The following is a 26,654-nucleotide window of genomic DNA, read 5'->3' on the forward strand; positions in this document are numbered from 1 at the left end:
AATGAAGGAAAGGAGGTCCAAACGAGATGAAAAAATGGAACAAATTCTTTAAAACGTCCGACTCAGGACCCACATTTGAAAGCTTAATTCGACAAGAACAAGAAAAACTCTATAAAATAGCCTTTTCGTACATGAAAAATGAGCAGGATGCGCTCGATGTTGTACAAGAAGCCATCATCAATGGCTATCAGGCATTTGAAAAGCTCCAAAACGTGCAGTATTTTTCTACATGGATGACTAGAATTTTAATCAATGCAGCAAACAACGAACTCAGGAGGAAGAAAAAAATTACCTTCTTAGAAATAGAAAAATACGAAGAGCCCATCAAGGAAACCCAATTCTCCATACATAAGCTAGACCTCGCAGAAGTACTCCAAAGGCTAAAGCCTGAACAACGAACGCTTTTGATGATGAGGTTTCATTACGGTTATTCGATAAAAGAAATGGCACAAATTTTCAATAAGCCAGAGGGTACCATTAAATCGCAAATTCACCGAACATTGGCAAAGGTAAAATCGGAGTTGGATGAAGGAGGAGAAAAGGTTGGAGAAGCTTAATCATGACCTAGATGCAGCGTTTGGAGAAATTCATGTTCCAGATGAGGAATTAAACAAACGTGTTCAACATGCATTGGAAATTGCCCAAAAGCAACATCGAAAAAGGGCTAGGAGGTTTCAGGCCTGGAAAGGGAGCCTTGCCGCAATACTAGTGATCGGGATTATATCCGTCCTAGCTTCATCCTTCCTTAGCCAACATGAAACCACTGAGCTTACTTCTAGTGCCGGCTTTGAGGACAATATCTTGTATCAGCATGGTGACAAAGGAATCAAATTAGTTGTTACAGAAGGAAAAGCCACGGAATTAAATTTAGAGCAGGAATCAAATGATATTCAACTAAAGCTGACAGAAGCGTTTTTGGATGAAGGACGATTGGTGATAGGATACAAGGTGCTATCAAAAGAGGAGCAAAAAGGAACAATGGTCACCAATTTAAGTTATCAGGATAAGGACCTTGGTGTTACAGTGTATAGTTTGAATAAGCTAGAGCCGAACAAAGAACATACAGGAATATTCTCCTTTGATGTGAGTGACCTCCCGGATGAAGTGAACTTCGAATTAAATGTAAGATATGAGGAATGGAAAAAACCAAAGGCAGAGTGGGATTTTCAATTTGATTTAATAAATGAAGGTGGTTATCTCGTCAAAGGGATGGGTCTTGAAAAACAAAACAAAGAAGGCGCTAAATTTAGAGTGGCTACTCTAGAGGAAACTGCTTCTAAATTAGAAATACAAACAAATCTATTTTTGCCAGAACAGATTTCAACCGAGATTACCAATAACATGCATTTAAATTATATTATTATTGGAAAGCAATCAGGTGGATATTATCTGGCAGATAACTATTTTACAATGAGCAGTAATGATGAATTTCTTGAAAGAATACGTCAGCAAAAATCGTACCCAGCACTGGCAGAATTTGCTCCTCTTCGGAATGTGGAATCATACCAAATCATCCCGATAATTGCTGATTATACTCCTAGTAATGTAATTAGAGAACCGTTGGTAAAAGGAAAAGGCTACCATACGGTAAATGGTACATTTCAGGTGATAAAGGTAATGGAGAAAAACAACAGCCTTGTCGTGACGATTGATAAAGGGAATATACCACATGAACTGATTGGTAGCAGTTTGCAGTTAGAGGATAAGGAAAACACCATGTATCAACCAACCAAATACAAAGTAAAAGGAAAATATGTGGAGCTTTATTATCAAACAACCATAAAGCCAAAGGATCTTGGGATATTCTATGTGCCGGCAAAATATTATTTTGATGATCTGACAATTGATGTTCCTTAACAGTTAATCGAACGATCGATTAAAACCTAACACAAAAAATAAAGCCCAATCAACAGGTTAAACAATCGTTCGTTTTACCACCATCATTCCTTGTCGCACTAAGGGTTAAGGCACTTAAACGATCGTTCATTCAAAAAAATATTTTATCCTTCATATTCCATTACGCTCGTTTAATGAAACGTTCGTTCAACAATAAGAGGCTGGGACAAAACTTAAAAACACAAACAAAAAGACGAACAATAGTAATGCCGCATTAAATACCGCTATTGATTTCCGTGCAAGACTTCGCTTTCCGCGGGTGACCCGTGAGCCTCCTCGGCTTCGTATGCGGGGTCTCACATTGGCCACTTCTCTAAGCAGGAGTCTACGTATGCACTCCAATCAACCGCTGGTGTCATCTAAGAAATAAAAGCATATTGTAATAATAAAAAAACCGAACTGATTTGATCAAATACTATAATCAGTTCGGTTTTTACTTAGGATAAAAAAATTTTGTCCCAGCCTGTTTCTTGTTATTACAATACATTAAAATATCTAGCCTCTGGATGGGCGAAAACGATGGCGGATACCGATGCTTCTGGTTCCATCATAAAGCCGTCTGTCAGTTCCACACCAATGTCTGCAGGCTTTAACAAGTTAAACAGCTTTTCTTGATCCTCTAAATTTGGACATGCCGGGTAGCCAAAGGAGAAGCGCTGCCCCTGGTATTTTGCTGCAAAACGCTCTTTCATCGTAAAGCTAACACAATCCGGAAAGCCCCAACGATCGCGCATTTGCTGATGCACAAGCTCAGCTAGACCTTCTGCAGTTTCCAATGCAAGAGCTTGTAGGGCGTGACTTTCTAAAAACCGGCCTTCTTGTTTATACGTTGCGGCAAGCTCGCGGATGCCTCGGCCTGCCGTGACGGTAAAAAAGCCCACATAGTCCATCACACCGCTACTCCGTTCCTTTACGTAGTCTGACAAGCAAAGATGCGGCGTTTTTTCCTGACGAGGGAAGTCAAATTGCTCCAGCACTTGGGAATGGTCCTCTGGGTTGTAAATAAACAGGGTGTCACCTTCCGCTTGAGCAGGAAAAAGTTGATACAGTGCAGCAGGGGAGATGAGCTGCTTCTGCTTGGCTTGTGATAACAGATTATCCACTACATCCTTTACTTGAAGCGTACGCGTGTCCCCTTCAGCAAGCAATCTCTCAATCTTCCCTTTCACGCCAAGATGGTGGCCTATCAGCATTTGCATATTGATATAAGGCTCCACATGGGAAACGGAAATATGGCGTAACAAGTGACGCTTAGTGTCACTTGGCGTAAAGACCCGGACATCGCGCGAAACGTTGGAGCGGACCTTCTCCTTTACGGCAGTCGCGACCGCTGAAGAAGCTCGTTGACTAATTCCAGCAGCTTCGGCAGCAACCTCACTCAGCTTCCGTTTCTTTTGGGCCTGTTCCGCAACTAACAATTGAAACTCCTCCGGTGAGCGCAGCTGATTTGCAAGCGACAATCCGTTCATCGCATCCTTGGCGTAGAGTACCAGACCCTCGTATTCCTTAGAGATTTTTTGGTCGGTAAATTTTCGCGAAAGTGCAGCTCCGCCTACTAAAATAGGAACAGAGATATCTGACTGTTTCATATCGTGCGCTGTTAAGACCATTTGCTGTGCTGATTTAACGAGCAGTCCTGAGAGCCCGACGATATCTGGCTTTTCTTTTTTAATCGCTTGAATTAGGTCGGTGGAGGTAACCTTTATTCCGAGGTCAACCACCTCATAGCCATTATTGCTTAGAATGATGTCGACGAGATTTTTGCCAATATCATGAACATCGCCTTTGACAGTTGCAAGTAGCACCTTGCCTTTAGAGGAAGAGGTGTCGCTTGCTTCCATGTGCGGCTCTAAAAAGGCAACAGATGCCTTCATGACCTCGGCGCTTTGCAGAACCTCTGCCACAATGAGCTGGTTGTCATTAAATAGGCGGCCGACCTCCTTCATTCCGTTCATCAAAGGGCCGTTAATAATTTCTAGCGGTGTCGGATAAGCGGCTAACGCAAGCTCTAAGTCTGGCAATAACCCTTCTTTCGTGCCTTCAACCACATAATAGGCGAGGCGCTCCTCAAGCGGAAGATCCGGAATATTCGATTTTGCCTCTTTCTTTTTCCCACGATAAAAGTCCGTAAACTCTGCAAGTGACTCATCTGTTGTTTCAAACAACAAACGCTCGGCCATTTTCACCTCTTCTTCAGGGATAGAGGCAAAGCGCTCAAGCTTTTCGGTGTTCACAATCGCATAATCCAGTCCAGCCTGTGTACAGTGATAAAGATACACAGCGTTTAAGACCTCGCGTCCCACTGGTGGCAGTCCAAACGATACGTTACTCACACCAAGAACGGTCAAGCAGGAAGGAAAATGTTCTTTGATGAAACGAATTCCTTCCACAGTGGCATTCGCAGAACCAATGTATTGTTCATCCCCGGTACCGACTGGAAAAACAAGCGGATCAAAAATGATGTCAGATGGCGATACATGATACTTATTTACGAGTAAATCGTACGATCGTTTGGCAATCTCAAGCTTGCGTTCTGCGCTCACGCCCATGCCGTCTTCATCAATTGTTCCTACAACTAGTGCTGCCCCGTATTTATGAACGAGCGGGATGATGGTTTCAAAGCGCTCCTCGCCATCCTCGAGGTTAATAGAGTTGATAATAGCCTTTCCTTGCGAGTGCTTCAGCGCCACTTCAATGACATGTTCATCCGTTGAATCAATGACAAGTGGGACCTTCACTTTTTTCACGACCTCTTGAACAAAGGCCTTCATGTCTTCCAGCTCATCGCGGTCTGGGTCCGCAAGGCAGATATCAATGACATGTGCACCACCACGAACCTGGGCGCGAGCAACTTCAGCTGCTTCCTCATATTTTTTTTCTGCAATCAAACGCTTGAATTTACGGGAGCCGATGACATTGGTCCGCTCGCCAACCATAATTGGTCGAAGGGAAGGATCATCATAGATAAACGATTCAATCCCAGAAACACTATGGTGAGAAACAGCCTTTGTTGCACGAGGCGTTTTATCCTTCATCATTTCTGCAATGGCACGAATATGAGCTGGCGTGGTACCACAGCACCCTCCGACAATATTGAGCCAGCCCTGGTCGGCAAAACCTCCAAGCTTAGTAGCTAAGCTTTCAGGCGTTTCATGATAGTGTCCCTCTTCATCTGGGAGCCCTGCGTTTGGGTAACAGCTGACCGCACTTTTGGAAAGGCCAGATAAAGTACGGATGTGATCCTGCATGAACTCTGGTCCTGTTGCGCAGTTTAAACCAACCGCAAGTGGCTTCATATGCTCCACAGAAATGTAAAAGGCATCTATGGCTTGCCCTGCAAGCGTGGTACCCATAGGCTCGATGGTGCCAGAAATGATAATGGGCACTTTTAGGCCAGTTTTTTCAAATGCGCGCTGAATGCCAAGAAACGCACATTTTACATTCAATAAATCCTGACTTGTTTCTACTAAAAGACAATCAGAGCCGCCATCGAGTAAGCCGCGAGCCTGTTCTTCGTAAGATTCTGTGAGGTCATCAAAGGTGGTTCCGCCAGTCACACTAAGCGTTTTCGTCGTAGGGCCGATCGAGCCAGCGACAAAGCGTGGCCATTCGGAGGTAGAAACCCTTGCTGTCGCACGGTTGGCAATTTCGGCGCCCAGCTTATTAATCTCGTACGCTTTGAAGCCGAGGTCATATTCGTCTAAAACAAGATTAGTTCCACCGAATGTGTTCGTTTCCACTATGTCAGCACCTGCTTCAAGATAAGCAACATGAATGTTTTCAATGACCTGAGAAGCTGTGATATTTAAGTTTTCATTACACCCGTCGTACTCCTCACCGCCAAAATCATCTGGTGTCAGGTTTGCCTCCTGCAGCATGGTTCCCATCGCACCGTCCATGATGAGGATTTTCTTATGCATCTGCTGCTCTAGTAGTGTCATAGGTTTAGACATTTTGTATCCTCCTTGCTGAATGAGACAGGTTTTGTTTTTTTGCATAGTTTGCTAGCTCTACCGTCAGCTCGTAGCGCATGAACGGCGTAATCAGATAGATGCCGTTAAATAGCGTTAGCGCCGTATCAAGAAGCCCTTTGGCAATCGTCAGGCCTTCTTGTCTAGCACGCTCGGGGTGATCTTGATGGCTGTTCATCGCGTCAAGAACAGGCTGCGTAAGCTTGATTCCTGGTACCTCATGATGCAAAAAGTTCGCGTTCCGGCTGCTCGTCAGTGGCATGATACCAATATAAATAGGGGCATCAATATGCTTGGTTGCATCGTAAACTTCCAGCAGTTTTTCCTCTGAAAAGACAGGCTGGCTGATAAAATAGTCCGCTCCAGCTTCTATTTTTTTCTCCAGTCGTGCCACCGCTTTGTCAATCACCCGGACATTTGGATTAAAGGCAGCGCCAACGGAAAAGCTGGTGCTTTCGCCGAGCTCTTTTCCGGAAAGAGAGACGCCTTGATTGAACTGCTTAATCATATTGATCAAGCCAAATGATGTCACATCATAAACGGACGAAGCTCCAGGGAAATCGCCAACCTTTGTCGGATCTCCTGTGACAGCGAGCACATCATGAATGCCGAGCTGGTGGAGTCCCATCAGGTGCGATTGTAATCCGATTAAATTCCGGTCCCGGCAGGTGATATGAATGAGCGGGCGTATTCCAATTTGTGATTTCACAATCGAGCCGAGTGCCGTGTTGCAAACTCTCGGAGATGCAAGAGAGTTATCAGCCAACGTCAAAGCGTCAATGCCGGCGTCCTTTAATGCCTGAGCTCCTTGCAAAAATTTATCTGTATTTAGCTTACGTGGAGGATCTAGCTCCACGATGATGGATTGTTCTTTTTTTGCTTTTTCAAAAAGAGGGGTAGGAACATCCTTCTTTTTGGACGGAAGGATAATCTTCCGTTCTCTTCGCTTCACCTGCTTTTCTTTTACAGGAGGAACGTCTCTTAGCGTTTCAGAAAAGGCCTGAATATGAGCTGGCGTTGTTCCGCAGCAGCCTCCAAGCAACCGAACCCCTTGATTTCGAAAAGCAAGTGCCGTTTCCTTAAAATAAGCGGCATCACTATCATATTCGAGCTTGCCGTCCACATAAGAAGGAAGACTTGCATTCGGATAGGCGGACAAAAAGGCAGTTTGTGGAATCGATACCTCTTCTAGTGTCGAAATCATGTGATAAGGGCCAAGCCGACAGTTTAAGCCAACAATATCAGCACCTAAGGCTTCAAGCCGGTTCATTGCCTCTGTAATTGGCACCCGGTTTTGCAAATACCCGACCTCCTGCAGAGACACCTGTGAAATGATGGGCAGTTTCGTTTCTTTTCGAGCAATTTGCAATACCGTTTCGAGTTCTTCCAGGTCATAAAATGTTTCTAGTAAAATACCATCCACACCTTCTAAAAGAAGACAGTAGAGCTGCTCGCGAAAGGTACGCTTAATTTCCTCTAGTGGTATGGCTTCTGGTTTGATTGCGCGGATGCCCCCAATAGTTCCGACCACATAGGCTCCTTTATGGTCAGCTGCCGCCTTTTTTGCTAATCTTACTCCAGCGCTGTTTATTTCTTTTACCTGATCCTGAAGGCCGTAACGTTCAAGTTTATGGTAGTTTGCTGCATAGGTATTGGTCTGGATGATGTCCGCACCGGCATTCAAATAGGCCTGGTGAATATGATAGATTTGGTTAGGCTGGGAAAGATTCAGCTCCTCAAAGCAACAGTCCGATCCATAAGAATAAAGGAGGGTTCCCATCGCGCCATCTGCAATTAAAATGTTATCCTGCTGTAGGCTATCTAATATTCCCATGATATACCCTCCGTTGTTCAACCAATCCTTCTGAAGCGATGTGTAATGCTTGATCAAAATCAGCAATTAAATCATCCGCACTCTCAAGGCCAACTGATAATCGCAGCAGAGAATCTGAGATGCCACGCTTTTGTCGTTCTTCTTCTGGCATCGCCGCATGAGACATTTTCGCCGGAAGAGAAAGAATCGACTCCACCGCACCAAGGCTAACAGCAAACACTGGAATTTCGACGCTGTTAACAAAGCTTCGCAGATCCACACCCTCTTCAAGCACAAACGATAGCACCGCTCCTGGTCCTTGCGCCTGTCTGTGCTGAAGGGTAAAGCCAGGATGTGTCGAGAGCCCTGGAAAATAGACCTTTTTGACGGCGGGGTGTTGGATGAAAAAATCTGAAAGTCTATGCGCCGTTTTCATCGATTGCTCTAGCCGAACATGCAAGGTTTTTAATCCTCGTAGGACAAGCCATGCATCCTGCACCCCAAGCACTGCTCCAAAGGAATTTTGCAAAAATGCCAGTCGATTGGCAAGCTCTGGGTCTTTGGCAACCGCAAGTCCTGCGACCACATCGCTGTGACCAGACAAGAATTTTGTTGCACTGTGTAAAACAAGGTCAGCGCCTAGTGCGAGCGGTTTTTGCAATGCTGGCGTTAAAAAAGTGTTATCAACAAAGGTTAGGGCATCTATGTGTTTAGCAAGCTCAGAAATGGCTTTGATGTCGGTCACCTTTAACAACGGATTGGACGGTGTTTCGACGTAAAAAAGCTTTGTATTTGGCTTGATTGCTTTTTTTACTCTATCCAAGTCCGTCATATCAACAAACGTATGCTCAACCCCGTATCGTGTCAGCACCTGCGACACCATCCGATACGTCCCGCCGTACACATCCTCCGAAATCAGCACATGATCACCTTGCGAGAGTAAGAGAAAAGAGGTGGAGATTGCCGCCATGCCGGATGAAAAAGCAAAGCCTCTCGTTCCTTCTTCCAGCTGGGCAACGGTTTCTTCCAAAGCTTCTCTCGTCGGATTTGCCGAGCGGCCGTAGTCATATTTTCCGAAACTATCGATATCAAACTGATGGAAGGTGGAAGCATGCTGGATTGGCACACTGACCGCCCCATTTTGCTTATCGACCTTATGCTGATTGTGCAACAATTTCGTTTGAAAAGAATGGCTCACGATAGGACCTCCTTTTGAATGGATGCTGCTTTTAGGGCAGCCTCTACATCACGTATTAAATCATCAGCGTCTTCTATACCAACAGAAAAACGAAGCAGCCTGTTACAAACGCCGGTTTTGATGCGAATCTCCTCTGGTATATCGGCATGCGTTTGGGTTGCTGGATAGGTGATAAAACTTTCCACGCCACCAAGACTCTCAGCAAAGGTGATTAGCTGTAAGTTTTGCAAAAACGGATTCACCCAGGCTTCCTCTTGAATGCGAAAGGACAGCATTCCGCCCCTCCCCGGATACAACACATCGGTTACGGCTGGGTGTGTTTTGAGATACTCTGCAATGGCCTTCGCATTTTTTTCATGACGTTCCATACGTAAGGACAAGGTCTTCATGCCCCGCATCAATAGCCAAGAATCAAAAGGACTGAGGACCGCACCTGCGGCATTATGGTGAAGCGCTAGCGATTCGCAAAGCTCTTTGCCTTTTGCAACAATCAGTCCGGCAAGCACATCATTATGGCCACCAAGGTATTTGGTCGCGCTATGAATGACAAGGTCCGCACCAAGCTTTATAGGATTTAATAGAACAGGAGTGTAAAAGGTATTATCACAGATTAAAAGAATGTCTCGCGCTTTTGCAAGCTGTGACACGGCTTCTAAATCTGTTTCTACCATCAGGGGATTAGTTGGAGTTTCCACAAAAATAGCTCTCGTCTGTGGGGTAATCGCTGCTTTGATTTCTTCTAGGTTTGTGGTATCCACATACGTACAACACAGCCCCCATTTTTTATAGCCTTCCTCAAACAGTCGGTAAGTCCCACCGTACAAATCCTTACAAACAAGGAGTTCGTCACCTGATTTAAAAAGAGAAAGAATCGTGAGGATCGCCGCCATTCCAGAGCTGCACGCAAATCCTTGGTCGCCATCTTCAAGTTCCGCAATTGCTTGCTCTAACACATGTCTCGTCGGATTTCCTGTACGCGTGTAGTCATAGCCTGTCGATTGACCAATCCCCTCATGACGATAAGCCGTGGAAAAATAAACAGGCGGATTGACCGTTCCAGTGGCTGTTTCACTTCTATTACCAATTTGCGCAAGCTTTGTGTCTGTTTTATACATAGAATAGACCTCCCGATAGCTAATTTTGGTTTTCCTTAGGATGGGGGAGGAGGCATTTGGATAAAAAGAAAAAAGCCTCCTTATAAGAAGAAGACTTTTTGGTTGAAAGTTCATTCTTCTCATCTGTGCAAGCAACCTACATTGCTCACTGGAATTAGCACCTTTTCAACGCTGTTCTGAGCGCTGCTGGTTGCTGAGGTGTCATCGGGCCATTCCCTCTACCTCTCTGGATAAGAAATTTCATTATATAGTTATTAGTATTATCTGAACGTTTTAATTATTTTACTAATTTACAACAGGAAAGCGAGAAATGCAATAATTTTTTTTGAAAGCGCATTGCACACGACCGGAAAAGGAGGGGTTTGGAGGAGAGTGGGTTGAGCACGGAGGCTGGTGGTGGACCTAAAAACGGGAGTAGCCGAGGAAAATGAGTCAAGCAGAGGTGCTGGACGACCGAAAAACGGGAGTCGCAGACGAAAATGTGTCGAGCAGAGGTGCTGGACGACCGAAAAACGGGAGCCGAAGAGGAAAATGAGTCGAGCAGGGGTGTAGGACGACCGAAAAACGGGAGCCGCGGAGTGTAATGAGTCAAGGAGAGGTGCTGGACGACCGAAAAACGGGAGTCGCGGAGGAAAATGAGTCAAGCAGGGGTGGTGGACGACCGAAAAAAGGGAGTCGCGGAGGAAAATGAGTCGAGCAGGGGTGCTGGACGACCGAAAAACGGGAGCCGCGGAGGAAAATGAGTCAAGCAGAGGTGCTGGACGACCGAAAAAAGGGAGCCGCGGAGGAAAATGAGTCGAGCAGGGGTGGTGGACGACCGAAAAAAGGGAGTCGCGGAGGAAAATGAGTCAAGCAGAGATGCTGGACGACCGAAAAACGGGAGTCGCAGACGAAAATGAGTCAAGCAGAGGTGCTGGACGACCGAAAAACGGGAATCGCGGAGGAAAATGAGTCAAGCAGGGGTGGTGGACGACCGAAAAACGGGAGTCGCAGAGGAAAATGAGTCAAGCAGGGGTGTTGGACGACCGAAAAAAGGGAGCCGCGGAGGAAAATGAGTCAAGCAGAGATGCTGGACGACCGAAAAACGGGAGCCGAAGAGGAAAATGAGTCGAGCAGGGGTGGTGGACGACCGAAAAACCGCAGTCGCAAAAGAAAACGAATCAAGCAGCCTGTCCCTTCCAACATCAAACTTCAATAGGTTAAATCCCGCCCCAAATCTGTCATAAATTGGTCAATCACAGAAAGAGAAATTGGATTGTATCTGTTATATAATGGGTACTAGAAGAGTATGTGAGATTTTTCACAAACAAACAAACAATCAAACAAAACCTATCCCATCATCAAAATGAAACGAGGGAAACGACATGACGGACCTAAAAGCCATTGCAAAATCACATAAAGGCATTCGAATGAGACTTCTTTTTATTGCCGTACTCACCGGTTTGACCGTGATTGGCCAGGCGTATTTCTTTGTGACCATTGTGGATCGGGTGTTCCTTCAGGGTTACTCGTTCACAGAAATACTACCGTTTCTTGCAGGCTTACTCTCTGTTTTAGCAGCACGAGCAGCCCTCACTTATCTAAATGGAATTACCGGTGTGAAGCTTGCTGCTAAAGTGAAAAAGGAGCTAAGAGCCTCGCTATTAAAAAAACTATCTAAAAGTCCAATCCAAGCAGCGCTTCAAGGGCAATCAGGCCAAAAGGTAAGTGTGATGATGGATGCAGTGGACGAAGTAGATTCCTATTTTAGTAAATACGTGCCACAGGTGATGCAATCTAGCATTGTTCCGTTAATCATCTTAATTGCCGCCTTCAGTCAGCACGTCAACAGCGGTCTCATTATTTTAGTCACCGCTCCGTTTATCCCGATTTTCATGATTGTTGTTGGGTTGAAGACGAAGAATAAATCAGAAGAACAAATGGAAAAGCTAAATGCTTTTTCCGGGACCTTTCTTGATACGTTACAGGGGTTAACTACCTTAAAGCTGTTTAATCGCTCGCAAAAGCAGGAGCACACAATCGAGAATAGCAGTCTAAGCTTTCGCGATGCCACGATGGAAGTGTTGAAAATTGCCTTTTTATCAGCGCTGATGCTGGAATTTATTTCGATGCTTGCCATTGGGCTTATCGCATTGGAGGCAGGCTTTCAGCTTGTTGTCTTTGAAAATATCAGCTTTTTCACGGCCTTTTTTGTTCTAGTATTAGCACCGGAATTTTATCTCTATTTAAAAGAGCTCGGTAGTGCCTTCCACACAGGTCGTGGAAGCATGGGAGCTGCGCAGAAAATCTTCGATGAATTAAACAAAGAGGAAGCAGCGATGGAGTGGGGCAATGAAGAGCTGCCAGATAAGCTAACGCCACCTGCTATCGAACTAAAGCATGCTGGCTTTCAGTATGGTGCAGAAGGCTTCTCGATTAAGGGGGTCGAAGCGAAGTTACCGCCTTTTTCACAAGTAGCGCTTGTTGGGAAAAGTGGTTCCGGTAAAAGCACCTTGCTTAACCTTATCTCCGGACTCATCCGACCGTCTGAAGGGACCGTAGTAATAGATGGCAAGCCGTTGTTTACCTATCAGGAAAAAACCTGGTTTGACCAAGTAAGTTATATTTCACAACATCCCTATATTTTTGCGGGAACCATTGCAGAAAATATGATCATTGGGGCAAAGACTGAAGCTACTGTAGAAGAGTTGAACCTGGCTGCAAAAAAGGCCGGTATCTTTACGTTGATTCAGTCCTTACCACAGGGCTTTCAGACGAATATTGGAGAAGGGGGCCGCGGGCTTTCAGGTGGCGAGAAGCAACGACTCGCACTTGCACGGGCATTTTTGAAAAAACCGTCTATCATTCTGTTTGATGAGCCAACAACTGGACTAGATCTGCAAACAGAAAAAATACTGCAAGCATCGCTGCGAGAACTTTCGGAGCACGCAACCGTCATTACAGTTGCCCACCGCCTGCATACGATTAAAAATGCGGACCTCATTCTTTTCTTAGATAACGGAAATCTACTAGCTAAAGGGTCCCATACGGAGCTTTTGGAAAAAGTCCCAGCCTATAAAGAGATGGTATCCATTCAGCAAGGAGGGAATGCGGAATGAAGGAATTGCGCCATATCACCACTTTGGTGTTACGAGAAAGAAAAGATGTGCTACTGTCCATCCTTCTGGGCTTTGCTGCTGGAATAGCCGCAGTTGGCCTATTTGCAACAAGTGGATACTTGATTTCTAAAGGAGCGTTAACTCCACCAATCTATACGCTAACGGTCATGATTGCCGTCTTAAAACTATTTGGATTTGCGCGTGCCTTCAGTCGCTACGGAGAGCGCTATTTTTCTCACCGTGCAACCTTCTCTATTTTAAGTAATTTGCGCGTTTCGTTTTATAAGAAATTGGAGCCATTGGCACCGCGAATTTTTCAAAAATATCGAAGTGGGGACTTGCTCGCAAGAATTGTCGGCGATGTCGAAAGCCTGCAAAACTACTTTTTACGCGTGTTCTATCCACCGGCAGTGCTCGTTCTCGTTTTTTTATGCACGATTCTTTTCATCACTTATTTTTCCGTGGCATTGGCAGTCGTTATGCTTCTTGGGCTACTTCTCACCGGATTTGTCGTGCCGACGATTTTTGCACTCGGGCAACGCAAGCTTCAGCGTAATGTGCGAGAAGAGCGTGCCAAGCTTTCTGCGGAAGTAACCGAACTATTTTATGGCTTTCGAGATTTGAAAATTTATCAGAGGCTGGAAGAAAAAGAAGCGTTGCTAGAAAAAGTCGCCTCTGACTACGTGACAGAACAAGAACGCGAAGGCAAGCAGGCCATGTTAAATCATTCCATTAATACGTTTGTGACACTGCTTGTGACCTGGGTCCTGTTAGCGCTTGGTGCTTTCCTAACAGCAGAAGGTCAATTTGAAGGGCTGTTCCTTGCAATGCTGGTCATGATTAGCTTGACGGTCTTTGAAAATGCCGCACCAATGGCGGTATTACCTAGCTTTTATGAGGATAGCAGAAGAGCAGCCGGCCGTTTGGAGGAAGTAGTGTATGAGGAGGAGATTCCCACACCTTCTGCGCGTTTAAAAGAATTGCCACATAGTACAGCGCTCTCGTTTCACATGACGGGAGTTGACTTTGCTTTTCCGAATGAGCCCCGTTCCACGATTCGTGATGTGAGTGTGAATCTTAAAGCAGGAACCAAAACGGCTATCGTTGGTCCGAGTGGCTCTGGAAAGTCGACATTGCTGCACTTGCTGTTGAAGCTGCAACAGCATGAAAGTGGAAGTATTTTGGTGAATGATCAGGACAGCAGAGATATTGACTCTGAAAGTCTTTGGAGCAGAAGTAATGTTGTTCTGCAGGAAAATCACTTCTTTTACGGAACGATCAGAGACAATTTAGCACTTGCAAAGGATGGCCTGACGGATGACGAAATGAGAGAAGCACTTCGTGAAGTGCAACTCGATCACTTTACGCTGGAGGATCGTGTTCTTGAGAAGGGAGAAAACCTCTCAGGTGGCGAAAAGCAGCGACTCGCAATTGCCCGTGCTTTTCTCAAAGGCGAGCGTGTGTGGATGTTAGATGAACCTACCTCCTCTGTAGATGCCATTACAGAACGTGCGATTTTGGAGGAACTCTTTAAAAGGGCTGCGGATGATACCCTTGTCCTCATCAGCCATCGTCTCACTGGTCTGGAAAAAATGGATCAGATTGTGGTGATGGAGGATGGAAGTGTGGTCGAGAGCGGCACCTACCATGAATTGATGGAAGCGAAGGGTTATTTTTATGAAATGAAAGAAATTGAGAAAAGTGTGTTTATGTAGTTGGTTAGCTGCCAAGGGGAGACACTCCCTTTGGTGGCTTTTTCTATGCAGGGGGTATATGGGGTTTTTGAAAGCAACAAATTTATCGTTTCGCTGAAATATCGTGATTTTCGCTTGAATTTCTTATTTTTCGCTGAATAAACGAAAATTTCGCCAGAATCATGTTCATTTTCGCTGAATTCTGCGTATAATCGCTGAATCCCTAAAAAATATACGTGCAGGGGGTATACAGGTCGCTCAAAAACTATCCTATATTCTCCATTTTTTTAAACTCTAGGTTACTTTCCTACTATTACTCGTTGACGCTCCGCATGGAAAAATAGTATAGTTATCATAGTTGATAATGATTATCATTAGGGAAACGAAATTTTCCTAAGAGGGAGTGGAGTCCGTGGTTCGCCGTTTTTTTTCCTACTATAAGCCATATAAATGGCTGTTCATTTTAGATTTTTCCTGTGCGGTACTTGTGGGGATTCTGGAGCTTGCCTTTCCGGTTGCAGTTAATCAGGTGATAGACCGGTTGTTGCCGGAGCAGAACTGGAACCTAATTGTCTGGGCCTGCATTGGGTTGCTGGCTGTTTATGCCATAAATACGGGCCTGCACTACATTGTTACATATTGGGGACATATGCTAGGCATCAATATTGAAACGGACATGCGCCGCAAGCTGTTTCAGCATATGCAAAAACTATCGTTTGGGTACTACGATAACAACAAAACCGGTCATTCTATCTCGAGGCTAACGAAGGACTTAGAGGAAATAGGCGAGGTGGCTCATCACGGACCAGAGGATGTCTTTGTTGCGCTGATGACGCTTGTTGGTGCATTCATCATCATGCTGACCATCAACTGGAAGCTTGCAATCCTTTCCTTTATCGTGATTCCAGTGCTAATGGTCCTTGCGATCTATTTTAATAAGAAAATGACCAAAACCTTCCGCCGCATGTTTCATAATGTCGCCGAAATCAATGCGAGAGTGGAGGATAGCATCGGGGGAATCCGTGTTGTTCAAGCCTTTGCTAATGAAAAACACGAGCAAAAGCAGTTCGCTGTGAACAATGAAAGCTACCGAAACACGAAGCTTTCTTCATATAAAATTATGGCGCAGAACGTGACTGCGAACTATATGCTGATGCGTCTAGTTACATTATTTACGCTGCTATTCGGAACGTTTTTTGTCATTGGCGGAGAGCTGACTTACGGACAGTTTGTCGCGTTTATCTTACTCTCGAACATATTACTAGGACCAATCCAGAAAATTAATGCCGTTATTGAGAGCTATCCTAAAGGGATTGCAGGCTTTAAGCGATACACAGAAATTATGGACACAGAGCCTGATATTGCTGATGCACCAGGAGCTGTGCATGCGGAGCTTGAAGGCGAAATTCACTATAGAAACGTCTCTTTTGGCTATGAGGGCACAGAAAAAGTATTGAGAAACATCAACCTTTCTGTTAAAGCAGGAGAAACCATTGCGATTGTAGGACCATCTGGTGCAGGTAAAACCACGCTTTGCAGCTTGTTGCCACGTTTTTATGAGCTTGAAGAAGGCGGCATCCTCATTGATGGCTACGATACTCGTGAATTGAAGCTAGAATCCCTACGTAGTCAAATAGGCATTGTTCAGCAGGATGTTTTCTTGTTTTCCGGAACAATCCGTGAAAATATTGCGTATGGAAAACTCGATGCCACAGATGAGGAAATCATGGAAGCAGCACGTCGCTCGCAGCTAGATACATTTATTCAGACGCAGCCTCAAGGCTTGGATACGGTAATAGGCGAGCGGGGAGTGAAGCTATCTGGTGGACAGAAGCAACGCCTGGCGATTTCCCGAATTTTCTTAAAGAACCCACCGATCCTTATTTTAGATGAAGCAACGTCCGCGCTAGATACCGAAACAGAACGTGCGATTCAGGCTTCCTTAACGGAGCTTGCGAAGGACCGGACGACGTTGGTCATTGCCCACCGTTTGGCCACGATAAAAAATGCAGACAGAATCATGGTGGTCACCAAAGACGGAATTGCAGAGCAAGGAAGTCATGAAGATTTATTGAGCTCTGCGGGAATTTATAGCAGACTGCATCAGGCTCAATTTGGATGAGATCTTACAGATGGTAATGACAGGAAAATTGTTTGAATAGCCTCCAGACGGGAATGTATTCAGTATAAAACAATACTGATATTCTTAGGAGGAAAAAACATGAAGACAATACTTGGTGTTTACGATTCGGATAAAAAAGCACGAAATGTTGTTGAAGGCCTTATCGTACAAGGGTATCATGCAGAAGAAATTGTCGTCGTTGCACTCGACAATAATGTTAGCCATGACTATCCAATCGGCACACGACTCGAACGAATTGAAGCAGAACAAGAGGATTCTGTAATGGATAAGCTAAAGCATACATTCATTCCAGATGGAGCGCAGATTCCAAAGGGTGTTGGCAATAGGCTCGCAAAACTGGGTCTTTCCGATCGAGAAGCTCCCATGTATGCCACAGATATTGAAAACGGCAGAATTGTGGTACTTGTGAACAAAAAATCGAGCAAAGAAGCACGAACAGTAACTCCGACTCCATAACTAATGCAGAAATAGGGGCGGCTTACCCATTAGAATCAGTTTTGTAGTGCAAACAAGTAAATATCAAAGGAAAACGCACCGAATTTCACAAACGAAATTCACCGGGCGTTTTTTTTTTGTTTACATTCTAGGTTGCGAGGTTGGCTAAAGAAAGAGACTCCAAAATCCTGAGGCTCTTTCTATTCTTCTATCCTCTTCCAACTGTACGCTTCGTAAGTTTGACATGAAAGGCTAATGGGTTGCCTATATCATGCGGATTTTTTTTGCTTCCATAACATTAAGCTACCTTTCAATATCATCGACATTTGTTGCATTTTTTGACATATCTTCATCAAGCATGATGGAATCCTTTGGTATGGTAGCATCAAAGTATGGGGGATGTTGTTCGGAATGCTTATTCTCTTCTTGGTTGTGAAATCCGTTTTTTTCCTTAGACATGGCCATCTCCTCCTATTTATTAGCTTTTCATTTTAACTTCACCATATCGTTTCTCTCTATGTAAAAAATATACCAACTTTCCAAAAGGGAGAAAGAACGAGCTTACCGTATGGATAATTGATGAAAGTACATAATAAATAAAGTAACCCCTCATTTCGCTTTTTGTTGCCATATCCTAAATAAACGATTTTTTCAACAATTTTTGCTGTTAAAAAATAATGATTCTCTACTAAAATTTTCAAATTAAGTGTAAGAAAACGAATGGAGTTTGGAGGTTTTTGAGTGGATAGTTCAAATCGAATACCATTAGCATCTTCAGAATTAGCGAACTTGTGGATGACTTATCAAGACAAAACAATGATCATGAGATTTCTGGAATACTTCCTGGAACATGTTGAAAAAGAGGAAATACGAATGATTCTACAGTATTATTATGACCGTGCTACTGAAAGTGTAGAGTTTGTGACCAAGATTTTTCAACAAGAAGGCGCGGCTATTCCAATCGGTTTTACTGAAAAAGACGTTAATAAAGAGGCTCCAAAGTTATTTGACTATATGTACGATGTGATGTATTTGCACATGATGTCTAAAATAGGAACGAATCTTTACGCTCTCTATTCGACCATGTCTTACAGGAAAGATATAAGAAAATTTTTCAGACGTTTAACTGAGGAAGGACAAGAGGCGTATGACCAAGCCACACATGTTCTTTTAGAAGCAGGAGTTCTTTCACGTCCCCCTTATGTTTCGATGCCAAAAGAAGTTAAATTTGTACATAATCAAAAATATTTAACTGGGTTGAATTGGTTAAGTAATGAAAGACCCTTAAATACAATTGAGATTTCTCTTATTCATCATTCCATTGAGACCAACCTTACGGGCATGCAATTAATGATTGGATTTGCTCAAGTAGCACAAGAAGATAAGGTACGAAAATATTTTGTTAAAGGAATGGAATTATCAAAGAAAGTTGAAACAGCTTTAGGAGAATTTTTCCGTCAGGATTACATTGAGCCACCGGCTACTCATGCAGGTAAAGCTACAAATTCAACTGTCGCTCCATTCTCTGATAAATTAATGATGTACAATACCAGCTTATTAAGTACATTTGGACTTGGAAGTAATGCAATTGGCGGTGCGTTTAGTCTACGAAGCGATTTACCTGCAAAAATGGCGCTCCTTGCAAAAGATATTTATGATTTTGCAAAACAAGGTGGGAGAATCATGGTCAAAAATGGTTGGATGGAAGAACCACCATCTAGTGAGGATCGAGCTCAATTGACTAAAAGTTAAGATAAGCTGAACCCAAAAGCTTTAAGCGATCAATTTTACAAACCACCTATATCTAAAAAGAGTATTGGAATATGATCATTTCGATACTCTTTTGCTTACAAAAAAATTTTGTTGGTGTAATCAACAAGATTTTTTTATTCAATTAAAGGACCTCATTATGGAAGGAACAGGAAAATCAAATTTAATAGGCGCGTTATAAAATAAGGAGTAGATTGTAAGATTCCCCTTTATGCCTATGTATGGAGTGCGATACTGTACTCGTTCTTTTTTGTTTTTGAAACTAACTAAAATATGAGGTAATATACAAAGAGGAAGAGCTATCGTAGCTTAATATCTTTTTTACAAGGAGCGTTCTCATGTCAAAAGTATTCGTTTTAGGACATAAAAATCCAGATACAGATTCCATTTGTTCTGCCATTGCGTATGCAGAGCTAAAAAAACAATTAGGTATGGATGCAGAGCCTGTTCGCCTTGGTGAGCTGAACGGGGAAACAGAATATGCCTTAAAGGAGTTTCATGCAGAAGTTCCACGCTTAGTTGAAACGGTGGCAAATGAAGTACAAGAGGTAATTTTAGTTGACCACAATGAACGTCAGCAAAGCGTCCATGATATTGATCAAGTTCGTGTATTGGAAGTTATCGATCACCATCGTATCGCTAATTTCGAAACAAGTGACCCGTTATACTACCGTGCCGAGCCGGTGGGTTGCACGGCGACTATTCTAAACAAACTGTACAAAGAAAACGGCGTAGAGATCTCAAAAAGTGTTGCAGGATTAATGCTTTCTGCGATCATTTCTGACTCGTTGCTTTTCAAATCTCCAACTTGCACAGAACAAGATGTTCAAGCTGCAAAAGAGCTTGCTGAAATTGCAGGAGTTAATGCAGAGGAATACGGTTTGGCGATGCTAAAAGCTGGAGCGGACATTAGTGACAAAACAGTAGAACAGCTGATTTCTTTAGATGCGAAGGAATTCCAAATGGGTTCATACAAAGTAGAAATCGCTCAGGTGAATACGGTTGATACAAACGATGTTCTTGCTAAGCAAGCAGAGCTTGAAGGCGTGATTAAAGAGGTTGTTGCTAACAAGGACTTAGATTTATTCCTATTAGTGGTAACGGATATTCTTGAAAACGATTCTGTCGGTCTTGCACTGGGTTCTCAGGCGCCTGCAGTAGAAAAAGCATATAACGTTACTCTAGAGAACAATACTGTTTTACTTAAAGGTGTCGTTTCTCGTAAAAAACAAGTAGTCCCAGTGTTGACGGATGCTTTAACAAAATAAAAGACAACAGAAAAGCCGGAAGAAGGTTTATCCCTCTTCCGGCTTTTTTTAAGTAAATTCATAGTAGTGACGTCTAGCTCCTATGCATCTGCCTGCGCATGTAGTTTTTGTTACTACGGCTTTCTTCGGCCGATGAAAAGGTTATAGACTAAAGCAATTAGTGCTATTACAAGAACGATGTGAATGAGATTTCCTGCAATATCAAAGGAAAACCCAAGCAACCATAGAATTAAAAGTACGATAAAGATTGTCCATAACATCGAAGTCTGCCTCCTAACTATACGACATGATAGCCTTATATTAGGTATGCCCTGATATGGTTTTACCTACTCATTCTAATATCTGGAACAGTGTCTATCCGACTCGTCTGCGGCCAAATAAATTAAAGATGATAGCAAGCAAAGCAAGGACTAGCAGAATGTGAATGAGACCTCCGCCAATTTCCATTGCAAAACCGAGTATCCATAAGACCAATAGTACAACAAATATTGTCCAAAGCATGTGTCCTTCCTCCTTCTATTTTTTTAATGGTATTTTTTTTCAACGTCTACACAGAAGGTAATTCCCCTGTCAAAAGAAAAATAAACAAGTTTTTTTTCGATTGGCTTTTCCTATCGTTTAATACGTTTTAAAACCTGCCCAAGTGGAATGGTGTAACTATCAAATCTAACAAGGGAAGGTGTATAAAATGGATGAATTATTTGCAAATCGCCAAAAAGATGGACAACCCGCTCAGGAACAAAGAAAACAACCAGGGGATGAACATCAAATGATCCCTGAGCCAATTTATGATCACCCACATTATAAGGGCAGTGGAAAGCTACAAGGGAAAAATGCCATTATTACTGGTGGAGACAGCGGAATCGGCCGTGCAGTTGCGGTCGCTTATGCAAAAGAAGGCGCAAATGTGAGCATTGTTTATTTAGATGAACATGAAGATGCCAAGGAAACAAAAAACTTAGTCGAGAAATATGGAGGAACCTGCCTACTTTACTCGGGTGATATTGGAGAGAAGAGCTTTTGTACGAATGTAGTGGAGGAAACGTCGAAGAAGCTTGGTGGAATTCATATACTCGTGAATAATGCTGCCGAACAGCATGTTCAAGAAAAAATTGAAGACATTACCGAAGAGCAGTTATTACGTACGTTCAAGACGAATATTTTTTCCTATTTTTACTTTATTCAAGCAGCAATGCCCTATTTAGATAAAGGGAGCTCCATCATTAATACGGCATCCGTCGTTGCATATAAAGGAATGCCAGTATTAATGGACTATTCAGCAACAAAGGGAGCAATTGTCGCTCTAACCAGGTCCTTATCTGAAAATATTGTCGATCGAGGTATTCGGGTGAATGGGGTGGCGCCAGGTCCAATTTGGACACCGCTCATTCCAGCCTCGTTCCCTGGTGAAAATGTCGATGAGTTCGGCACAAACTCTCCGATGGGACGTCCTGGGCAACCAGCTGAGCTTGCACCAGCCTATGTTTACCTCGCTTCAGAAGATTCCTCCTATGTGTCTGGTCAAATGATTCACATAAACGGAGGAACCATTGTGAATGGATAAAAAAAGTGCCGGTTCATGAGATTGAATCGGCACTTTTTTTGTTACACATTCATTTCTTTCCACTCATTGGCTTTTTGTTCGGTTAATTTAAACATGTAACGGTAAAATCGAACGGTCAAAACGGCGAATAACGCGAGAGAGGCCAAAATACTGAAAAAGATAAAATAATGCAAGCCGCCTAAATAGGTAACCATGAGACTTCCTACTGCATAACCAAGTGCAACGAAATAGAGCAAATTAATCTTCGGCAAAAGAAACTGCAAAAGAGTGAAAAGAGCAAAGATAATCGTTCCAATAATACTAAGCTGTACAAAGGCAACAAAGAAAAAATCCATGGTATCCTCCTCCGTTTTTTCAAGATGCTTACATATTCTCTACGGAGTTTCAGTGTTCCTTTCCAAAAAAAGAAAACACAACTTATAGGCTAGGATAGTTAGAACTAAAGCCCTGACCGAAATAATAAAAGAGATCTCGTTTTAGCGAATTAGTCATAAGAAAAAAGGAATATCACGAATATTGTAGAAATAGAAGGTATCATTAGAGAGAGGAAGTGGATGATGGAGCGGGAAACCTATATATACGTATTGCGATTGCCAGAAAGACTGTATGATCCAGAGAATTGGACAGTAGAAGAAAAGAACGTCGTCTCCCTGCACTTTTCCTACTTAAAGAAAAATGTGGAGAAGGGCAAGGTTATCCTAGCAGGAAGAACAGACCAAACCGATGAAACAGGCTTTGGCATTGTTATTTTTCTTGCGGACAACGAAGAGGATGCGGAGAAATTTATGTGCAACGATCCAGCGATCGCGAATGATGTTATGACAGGGGAGCTTTCAAGATACAGGCTCGCGCTATTGAATGATCAATATTCATTGGAAGTATAACGGTCAAGGGGATTGTACCTTGACCGATTTTTTTGTGCTGCTGAAAACTGCTGGCTTTCCGTTTTGAAGGCAGGGCCGCCTCTAAACTTAGGTGAATGGGTAGCTTGAGCAGCGCGGTTTGGTGCTAAGAGTAGAAGTGATGCAATAACGGTAAAAAGTGATGCAATAACCTCCAAAAGTGATGCAATCATCACCCCCGGTCACCTCAACCACCTCAATCCACCCTTACACCCCTGCAAACTGCTGGCTTTCCGTTTCGAAGGCATTTTCTTCAATTTCAAACCCCAAATCCTTAATCATTTGGAAATCTTGGTTGGAGGCTTGCCCGCTAGTTGTCAAATAGTCCCCAACAAAGATGGAGTTTGCAATGTAAAGTCCCATCGTTTGTAAGGTGCGAAGATTGTATTCACGCCCACCCGAAATCCGAATTTCTTTTGTAGGGTTCACAAAGCGGAACATCGCTAAAATCTTCAAGCACTTTAATGGTGTTAAATCATCCATGCCCGCTAGCTTCGTTCCTTCAATCGGATGCAGAAAGTTCACAGGGATGGAATCGGCATCAAGCTCTTTTAAGGAAAATGCCATTTCGACAACATCTTCAAGCGTTTCTCCCATCCCGCAAATGACACCAGAGCAAGGAGAAATTCCAGCATCCTTTAAAATCTCAAGCGTCCGAACGCGATCATCGTAATCATGGGTAGTCGTAATGGCACTGTGGTGTCCTTTACTCGTATTTATATTGTGATTGAAGCGATCCACGCCAGCTTCCTTCAATAGCTTTGCTTGATCTTCATTCACTAAGCCTAGACAGGCACAAAGCTTGATGTTCTCAATATCTTTTTTGATGTCCTGCACGGCTGCTACCACGGTATCTACATCACGATTGGTTGGCTTTCGTCCACTCATCACGATACAGTACGTACCAATTTTATTTTTTTTCGCTTCCCTTGCTCCGTCCACAATCACTTTCTTGCTCACGAGTGGATAGCTGTCAATTTCTGTGTCGGCTTTCATGGATTGCGAGCAATACCCACAGTCTTCCGGGCAAAGTCCACTTTTTGCGTTAATAATGAGATTTAGTTTTACTTTTTTTCCATAGTAATGTTTGCGAATATCAAAAGCAGCTTGAACAAGCTCAAGTACTCGATCATCGTCTTCTTGTAAAATTTCCAGCGCTTCTGCAGGTGTAAGTTTATAGCCACCTACTACTTTTTCAGCAAGTTGTTTCCATGTCAACGTAATCACTCCTAGTCATAATTGTAAACCTTAATACTAGTAAAGTTTACAATTGCAACGCGACTCTGACAAGGAAAACCATGAAATATAAGAGAAAATTGCAAATTATTTTGAAAGCGGTTATAATTATCCTTCCGGCAAAAAAATGAACAAACCTACGTTGCGTTGTACTTTGATAATGGAACCCAAGGATTTACCATGGATGGAGAAGCTCCGATTCATGGTTTTTTGCGTCTCCAAAAAGTAAGGGAGTGTGAAGAGTTTGGGAGAACGAAAGAAGAAACATCCTGACTTCGAGCAGGAGATAGAACGATTAACATTCACCAAAAAGTATATGGATATAGTAATCCAAGCAACTGAACTAGATGAGGAATCCTTCAAAGCGAGCTTTAAAGAAGCCTTAGATGGCATGGACTTCAAAGATAGCAGTTTCAGTTATATGAACATGCTCACCAATGCAAATCTACTCCAACGAACCACAGAAGAAATTCGTAACCTCAAGAAAATCTATCATAAACCTTATTTTGCAAGAGTGGACTACAGACGAAAAGGAAAAGAGGAAAGTGAAATCCTCTATTTTGGAAAAGCGTCCTTGTTCGATCGAGAAACCCAAGACCCAATTATCGTTGACTGGCGTTCGCCTATTGCTAACCTCTATTATGATGGAAGGCTTGGTGAGGTGGAATACGAAGCAGAGGGAGAAACCTATGATGGGTACCTTTCTTTAAAACGCCAATACATCATAGAAGATGGAAAGCTTGAGGACATTAGGGATGTTGATTTAACAACAACCGATGAATTACTCCAGGAATCCTTGTCTGGTAGCTCTAGCAATAGGTTGACAGACATTGTTTCCACGATTCAAGAGGAACAAAACAGGATTATCCGAGCAGATTTGAATAAACCGATTATTGTCCAAGGAGCGGCGGGGAGCGGAAAGACAACCATTGCCCTTCACCGAATTTCCTATTTTATCTACACCTATCAGGAGCAATTCCGTCCAGAGCAGCTCATGATTCTTGCGCCGAACAATCTCTTTATTGATTATATTTCTGAAGTGCTTCCGGAGCTTGGCGTGGACAGAATTTTGCAAACCACCTTCATAGACTTTGTGAAAAACTGCATTGGCAAAAAAATAAAGCTAGTGCCACCATCAGAGAAGCTAATGGGTTTCATCAATCATACATATGACAATCCAGAAATGATTCAATGGCTTGCAGGCTTTAAAGGATCACTAGAATATAAAAAAATCATCGATCGTTATTTATCGGACATTTTAGAAACCCTTATCCCACAAGAGGATTTTTATTTAACGTCAAAATTTAAGCTGTACACAGCAGAAAAAATCGATAATCTCATCCGCAACGAATATACCTACCTACCCTATTATCGTAGGGTGGAAAAAGTGAAAAGTGTGCTCCAAAACTATGTGCGCACAGAAAAGAAAGTGTTGCTTGAAAAGGTGGCAAAATTCTACGATCATAAGCTCGATAAAGCCTTGTTTAATTCCAAGCTTGACCCGGCCAAACGAAAAAGCTATGTGACGAAAGCGATGGATAAAAAGGATGAAATGATAACGGAAATAAACCGCGAATCACGCACTGCTGTTAACGCCTTTATTCGCAAGCTTCCTAAGCACACCTTGTTTCATTATTTTAAGGAATTGGTCACAAACAAGGAGCTTTTCAGTAGCTATGCCAAAGAATTCCTGGATGAGTACCAGATTAAATATTTTATTGACTATCACACAACCCTACATCGAAAAAAGCAGTATGAACTGGAGGATTTAGCAGCGCTGTTATATTTGCAGCACCATTTATATGGCATTGATAAGGACTTGCGGGCTCGCAATGTGGTCATTGATGAAGCGCAGGATTACAGTTATTTTCAGCTGGCCGCATTAAAAAGTGCCCTTGAAACAGACATGTTCACGATTGTAGGCGATCTTGCTCAAGGTATTCATTCCTACCGAGGCATTCAGGATTGGAACAAGGTTAGACAGGAAATCTTTCCACGTGCAGCCTATACAACCTTGCAAAAGAGCTATCGAACAACAGTAGAGATTATGGAAACGGCAAATGATGTGCTTAAGCTTCTCCCGTTTGAACTTCCAAAAGTGGAGCCTGTTGTACGGCACGGGGAAAAGCCCGTCTTTCATGAATGGGAAGCGTCAAAAAAGGAGATGGCATTCCAGTTAAATAAGGAGATTGGGGAGCAGTATGCACTCGGTCGCAAAACGATTGCTATTATCGGAAAGACGGAGAATGAATGCAGAAAACTTGAGAAACTCATGAGGATGAACTCGGAGTGGAATGTGCAGCTGCTCGAGGAAAATCAAGAAATTAATCAAAAAGATGTGGTGATCGTTCATGCTCAGCTTGCCAAAGGGCTTGAGTTTGACGCCGTTATTTTGTGTTCATTAGAAGAAGAATACTCAAAAACGGAAATTGATGTGAAGCTATTGTATGTAGCAATGACGAGACCACTTCATCACTTAAGCTTTTTTGGAGGAAGAAAAGAGGCCTTTCTGTTAGAGTGCGTTTCAGCAGAAAAGCTAGGAAAAGGGTGA

Annotated in this window: 22 protein-coding genes and 1 riboswitch; of the genes, 12 read left to right on the plus strand and 10 right to left on the minus strand. The window is 43.1% G+C overall.

The features are described 5' to 3' along the window. Positions 1 to 26: 26 nt before the first annotated feature. Both FIU87_RS01375 and FIU87_RS01380 read left to right on the plus strand, forming a co-directional pair. Positions 27 to 557, plus strand: coding sequence for a sigma-70 family RNA polymerase sigma factor (locus FIU87_RS01375; protein ID WP_152442938.1), 531 nt, complete (start codon positions 27 to 29; stop codon positions 555 to 557). Then, complete coding sequence (locus tag FIU87_RS01380) at positions 544 to 1,857, plus strand: DUF4179 domain-containing protein (protein WP_172970905.1); 1,314 nt, start codon at positions 544 to 546, stop codon at positions 1,855 to 1,857. Before FIU87_RS01375 ends, FIU87_RS01380 begins: the two co-directional genes overlap by 14 nt. A gap of 515 nt (positions 1,858 to 2,372) precedes the next feature. On the opposite strand, the gene metH is transcribed toward FIU87_RS01380, so the two are convergent. The 4 genes from metH to FIU87_RS01400 are packed head-to-tail and all read right to left on the minus strand — an operon-like array spanning position 2,373 to position 9,993. After that, positions 2,373 to 5,849, minus strand: coding sequence for a methionine synthase (gene metH / locus FIU87_RS01385; RefSeq protein WP_152442940.1), 3,477 nt, complete (start codon positions 5,847 to 5,849; stop codon positions 2,373 to 2,375). Then, entirely contained in the window at positions 5,842 to 7,701 is a 1,860-nt protein-coding gene (locus tag FIU87_RS01390; RefSeq protein WP_152442941.1) for a bifunctional homocysteine S-methyltransferase/methylenetetrahydrofolate reductase, read from the minus strand. Before FIU87_RS01390 ends, metH begins: the two co-directional genes overlap by 8 nt. After that, positions 7,685 to 8,878: a cystathionine beta-lyase gene (metC, locus tag FIU87_RS01395; RefSeq protein ID WP_152442942.1), complete on the minus strand. Its 1,194-nt coding sequence runs from the start codon at positions 8,876 to 8,878 to the stop codon at positions 7,685 to 7,687. The genes FIU87_RS01390 and metC overlap by 17 nt, the downstream gene beginning before the upstream one ends. Next, the gene (locus FIU87_RS01400) at positions 8,875 to 9,993 is read right to left on the minus strand and encodes a methionine biosynthesis PLP-dependent protein (RefSeq protein WP_152442943.1); all 1,119 of its coding nucleotides are present in this window, start codon (positions 9,991 to 9,993) and stop codon (positions 8,875 to 8,877) included. Before FIU87_RS01400 ends, metC begins: the two co-directional genes overlap by 4 nt. A gap of 116 nt (positions 9,994 to 10,109) precedes the next feature. Further along, a riboswitch (SAM riboswitch) is annotated at positions 10,110 to 10,230 on the minus strand. 814 nt (positions 10,231 to 11,044) lie between these two features. On the opposite strand from FIU87_RS01400, the gene FIU87_RS20835 reads away from it, so the two are divergent. The 5 genes from FIU87_RS20835 (at position 11,045) to FIU87_RS01420 (ending at position 17,384) form a co-directional block, all read left to right on the plus strand. Beyond that, the gene (locus tag FIU87_RS20835; RefSeq protein WP_172970906.1) at positions 11,045 to 11,191 is read left to right on the plus strand and encodes a hypothetical protein; all 147 of its coding nucleotides are present in this window, start codon (positions 11,045 to 11,047) and stop codon (positions 11,189 to 11,191) included. A gap of 166 nt (positions 11,192 to 11,357) precedes the next feature. Beyond that, a complete protein-coding gene (gene cydD, locus FIU87_RS01405; RefSeq protein ID WP_152442944.1) occupies positions 11,358 to 13,091 on the plus strand; it encodes a thiol reductant ABC exporter subunit CydD in 1,734 nt (577 codons plus the stop codon). Further along, positions 13,088 to 14,806: a thiol reductant ABC exporter subunit CydC gene (gene cydC, locus FIU87_RS01410; protein WP_152442945.1), complete on the plus strand. Its 1,719-nt coding sequence runs from the start codon at positions 13,088 to 13,090 to the stop codon at positions 14,804 to 14,806. The genes cydD and cydC overlap by 4 nt, the downstream gene beginning before the upstream one ends. A gap of 391 nt (positions 14,807 to 15,197) precedes the next feature. Further along, entirely contained in the window at positions 15,198 to 16,907 is a 1,710-nt protein-coding gene (locus FIU87_RS01415) for an ABC transporter ATP-binding protein (RefSeq protein ID WP_152442946.1), read from the plus strand. A 99-nt stretch (positions 16,908 to 17,006) separates the two neighbouring features. Further along, a complete protein-coding gene (locus FIU87_RS01420) occupies positions 17,007 to 17,384 on the plus strand; it encodes a general stress protein (protein WP_152442947.1) in 378 nt (125 codons plus the stop codon). Between the two features lie 282 nt (positions 17,385 to 17,666). Here FIU87_RS01420 and FIU87_RS20840 read toward each other — a convergent pair whose 3' ends face one another. After that, positions 17,667 to 17,822 (minus strand): hypothetical protein, encoded by a 156-nt coding sequence (locus FIU87_RS20840; protein ID WP_172970907.1) that lies wholly within the window; start codon positions 17,820 to 17,822, stop codon positions 17,667 to 17,669. Between the two features lie 336 nt (positions 17,823 to 18,158). On the opposite strand from FIU87_RS20840, the gene FIU87_RS01425 reads away from it, so the two are divergent. Next, positions 18,159 to 19,115, plus strand: a complete 957-nt coding sequence (locus tag FIU87_RS01425) for a DUF3231 family protein (RefSeq protein WP_253905559.1) — start codon at positions 18,159 to 18,161, stop codon at positions 19,113 to 19,115. A gap of 356 nt (positions 19,116 to 19,471) precedes the next feature. After that, on the plus strand, positions 19,472 to 20,401 hold the full coding sequence (locus FIU87_RS01430; RefSeq protein WP_152442949.1) for a manganese-dependent inorganic pyrophosphatase: 930 nt from the start codon (positions 19,472 to 19,474) through the stop codon (positions 20,399 to 20,401). A gap of 113 nt (positions 20,402 to 20,514) precedes the next feature. Here the strand turns inward: FIU87_RS01430 and FIU87_RS01435 are convergent, their stop codons facing one another. Next, positions 20,515 to 20,661, minus strand: coding sequence for a lmo0937 family membrane protein (locus FIU87_RS01435; RefSeq protein ID WP_152442950.1), 147 nt, complete (start codon positions 20,659 to 20,661; stop codon positions 20,515 to 20,517). Positions 20,662 to 20,755: 94 nt separating this feature from the next. After that, positions 20,756 to 20,902: a lmo0937 family membrane protein gene (locus FIU87_RS01440; protein ID WP_152442951.1), complete on the minus strand. Its 147-nt coding sequence runs from the start codon at positions 20,900 to 20,902 to the stop codon at positions 20,756 to 20,758. 187 nt (positions 20,903 to 21,089) lie between these two features. On the opposite strand from FIU87_RS01440, the gene FIU87_RS01445 reads away from it, so the two are divergent. Further along, entirely contained in the window at positions 21,090 to 21,965 is an 876-nt protein-coding gene (locus FIU87_RS01445; protein ID WP_152442952.1) for an SDR family oxidoreductase, read from the plus strand. A gap of 41 nt (positions 21,966 to 22,006) precedes the next feature. On the opposite strand, the gene FIU87_RS01450 is transcribed toward FIU87_RS01445, so the two are convergent. After that, positions 22,007 to 22,300, minus strand: coding sequence for a hypothetical protein (locus tag FIU87_RS01450; protein WP_152442953.1), 294 nt, complete (start codon positions 22,298 to 22,300; stop codon positions 22,007 to 22,009). A 219-nt stretch (positions 22,301 to 22,519) separates the two neighbouring features. On the opposite strand from FIU87_RS01450, the gene FIU87_RS01455 reads away from it, so the two are divergent. Beyond that, entirely contained in the window at positions 22,520 to 22,849 is a 330-nt protein-coding gene (locus FIU87_RS01455; RefSeq protein ID WP_152442954.1) for a YciI family protein, read from the plus strand. Here the strand turns inward: FIU87_RS01455 and FIU87_RS01460 are convergent. Further along, positions 22,828 to 23,043 (minus strand): hypothetical protein, encoded by a 216-nt coding sequence (locus tag FIU87_RS01460; protein ID WP_152442955.1) that lies wholly within the window; start codon positions 23,041 to 23,043, stop codon positions 22,828 to 22,830. The genes FIU87_RS01455 and FIU87_RS01460 overlap by 22 nt on opposite strands. A gap of 31 nt (positions 23,044 to 23,074) precedes the next feature. Further along, the gene (bioB, locus tag FIU87_RS01465) at positions 23,075 to 24,085 is read right to left on the minus strand and encodes a biotin synthase BioB (protein WP_152442956.1); all 1,011 of its coding nucleotides are present in this window, start codon (positions 24,083 to 24,085) and stop codon (positions 23,075 to 23,077) included. A gap of 262 nt (positions 24,086 to 24,347) precedes the next feature. On the opposite strand from bioB, the gene helD reads away from it, so the two are divergent. Then, positions 24,348 to 26,654, plus strand: a complete 2,307-nt coding sequence (gene helD / locus FIU87_RS01470) for an RNA polymerase recycling motor HelD (RefSeq protein ID WP_172970908.1) — start codon at positions 24,348 to 24,350, stop codon at positions 26,652 to 26,654.

This window comes from Bacillus sp. THAF10 (assembly GCF_009363695.1).
In the GTDB taxonomy this organism is placed as follows: domain Bacteria; phylum Bacillota; class Bacilli; order Bacillales; family Bacillaceae_I; genus Sutcliffiella_A.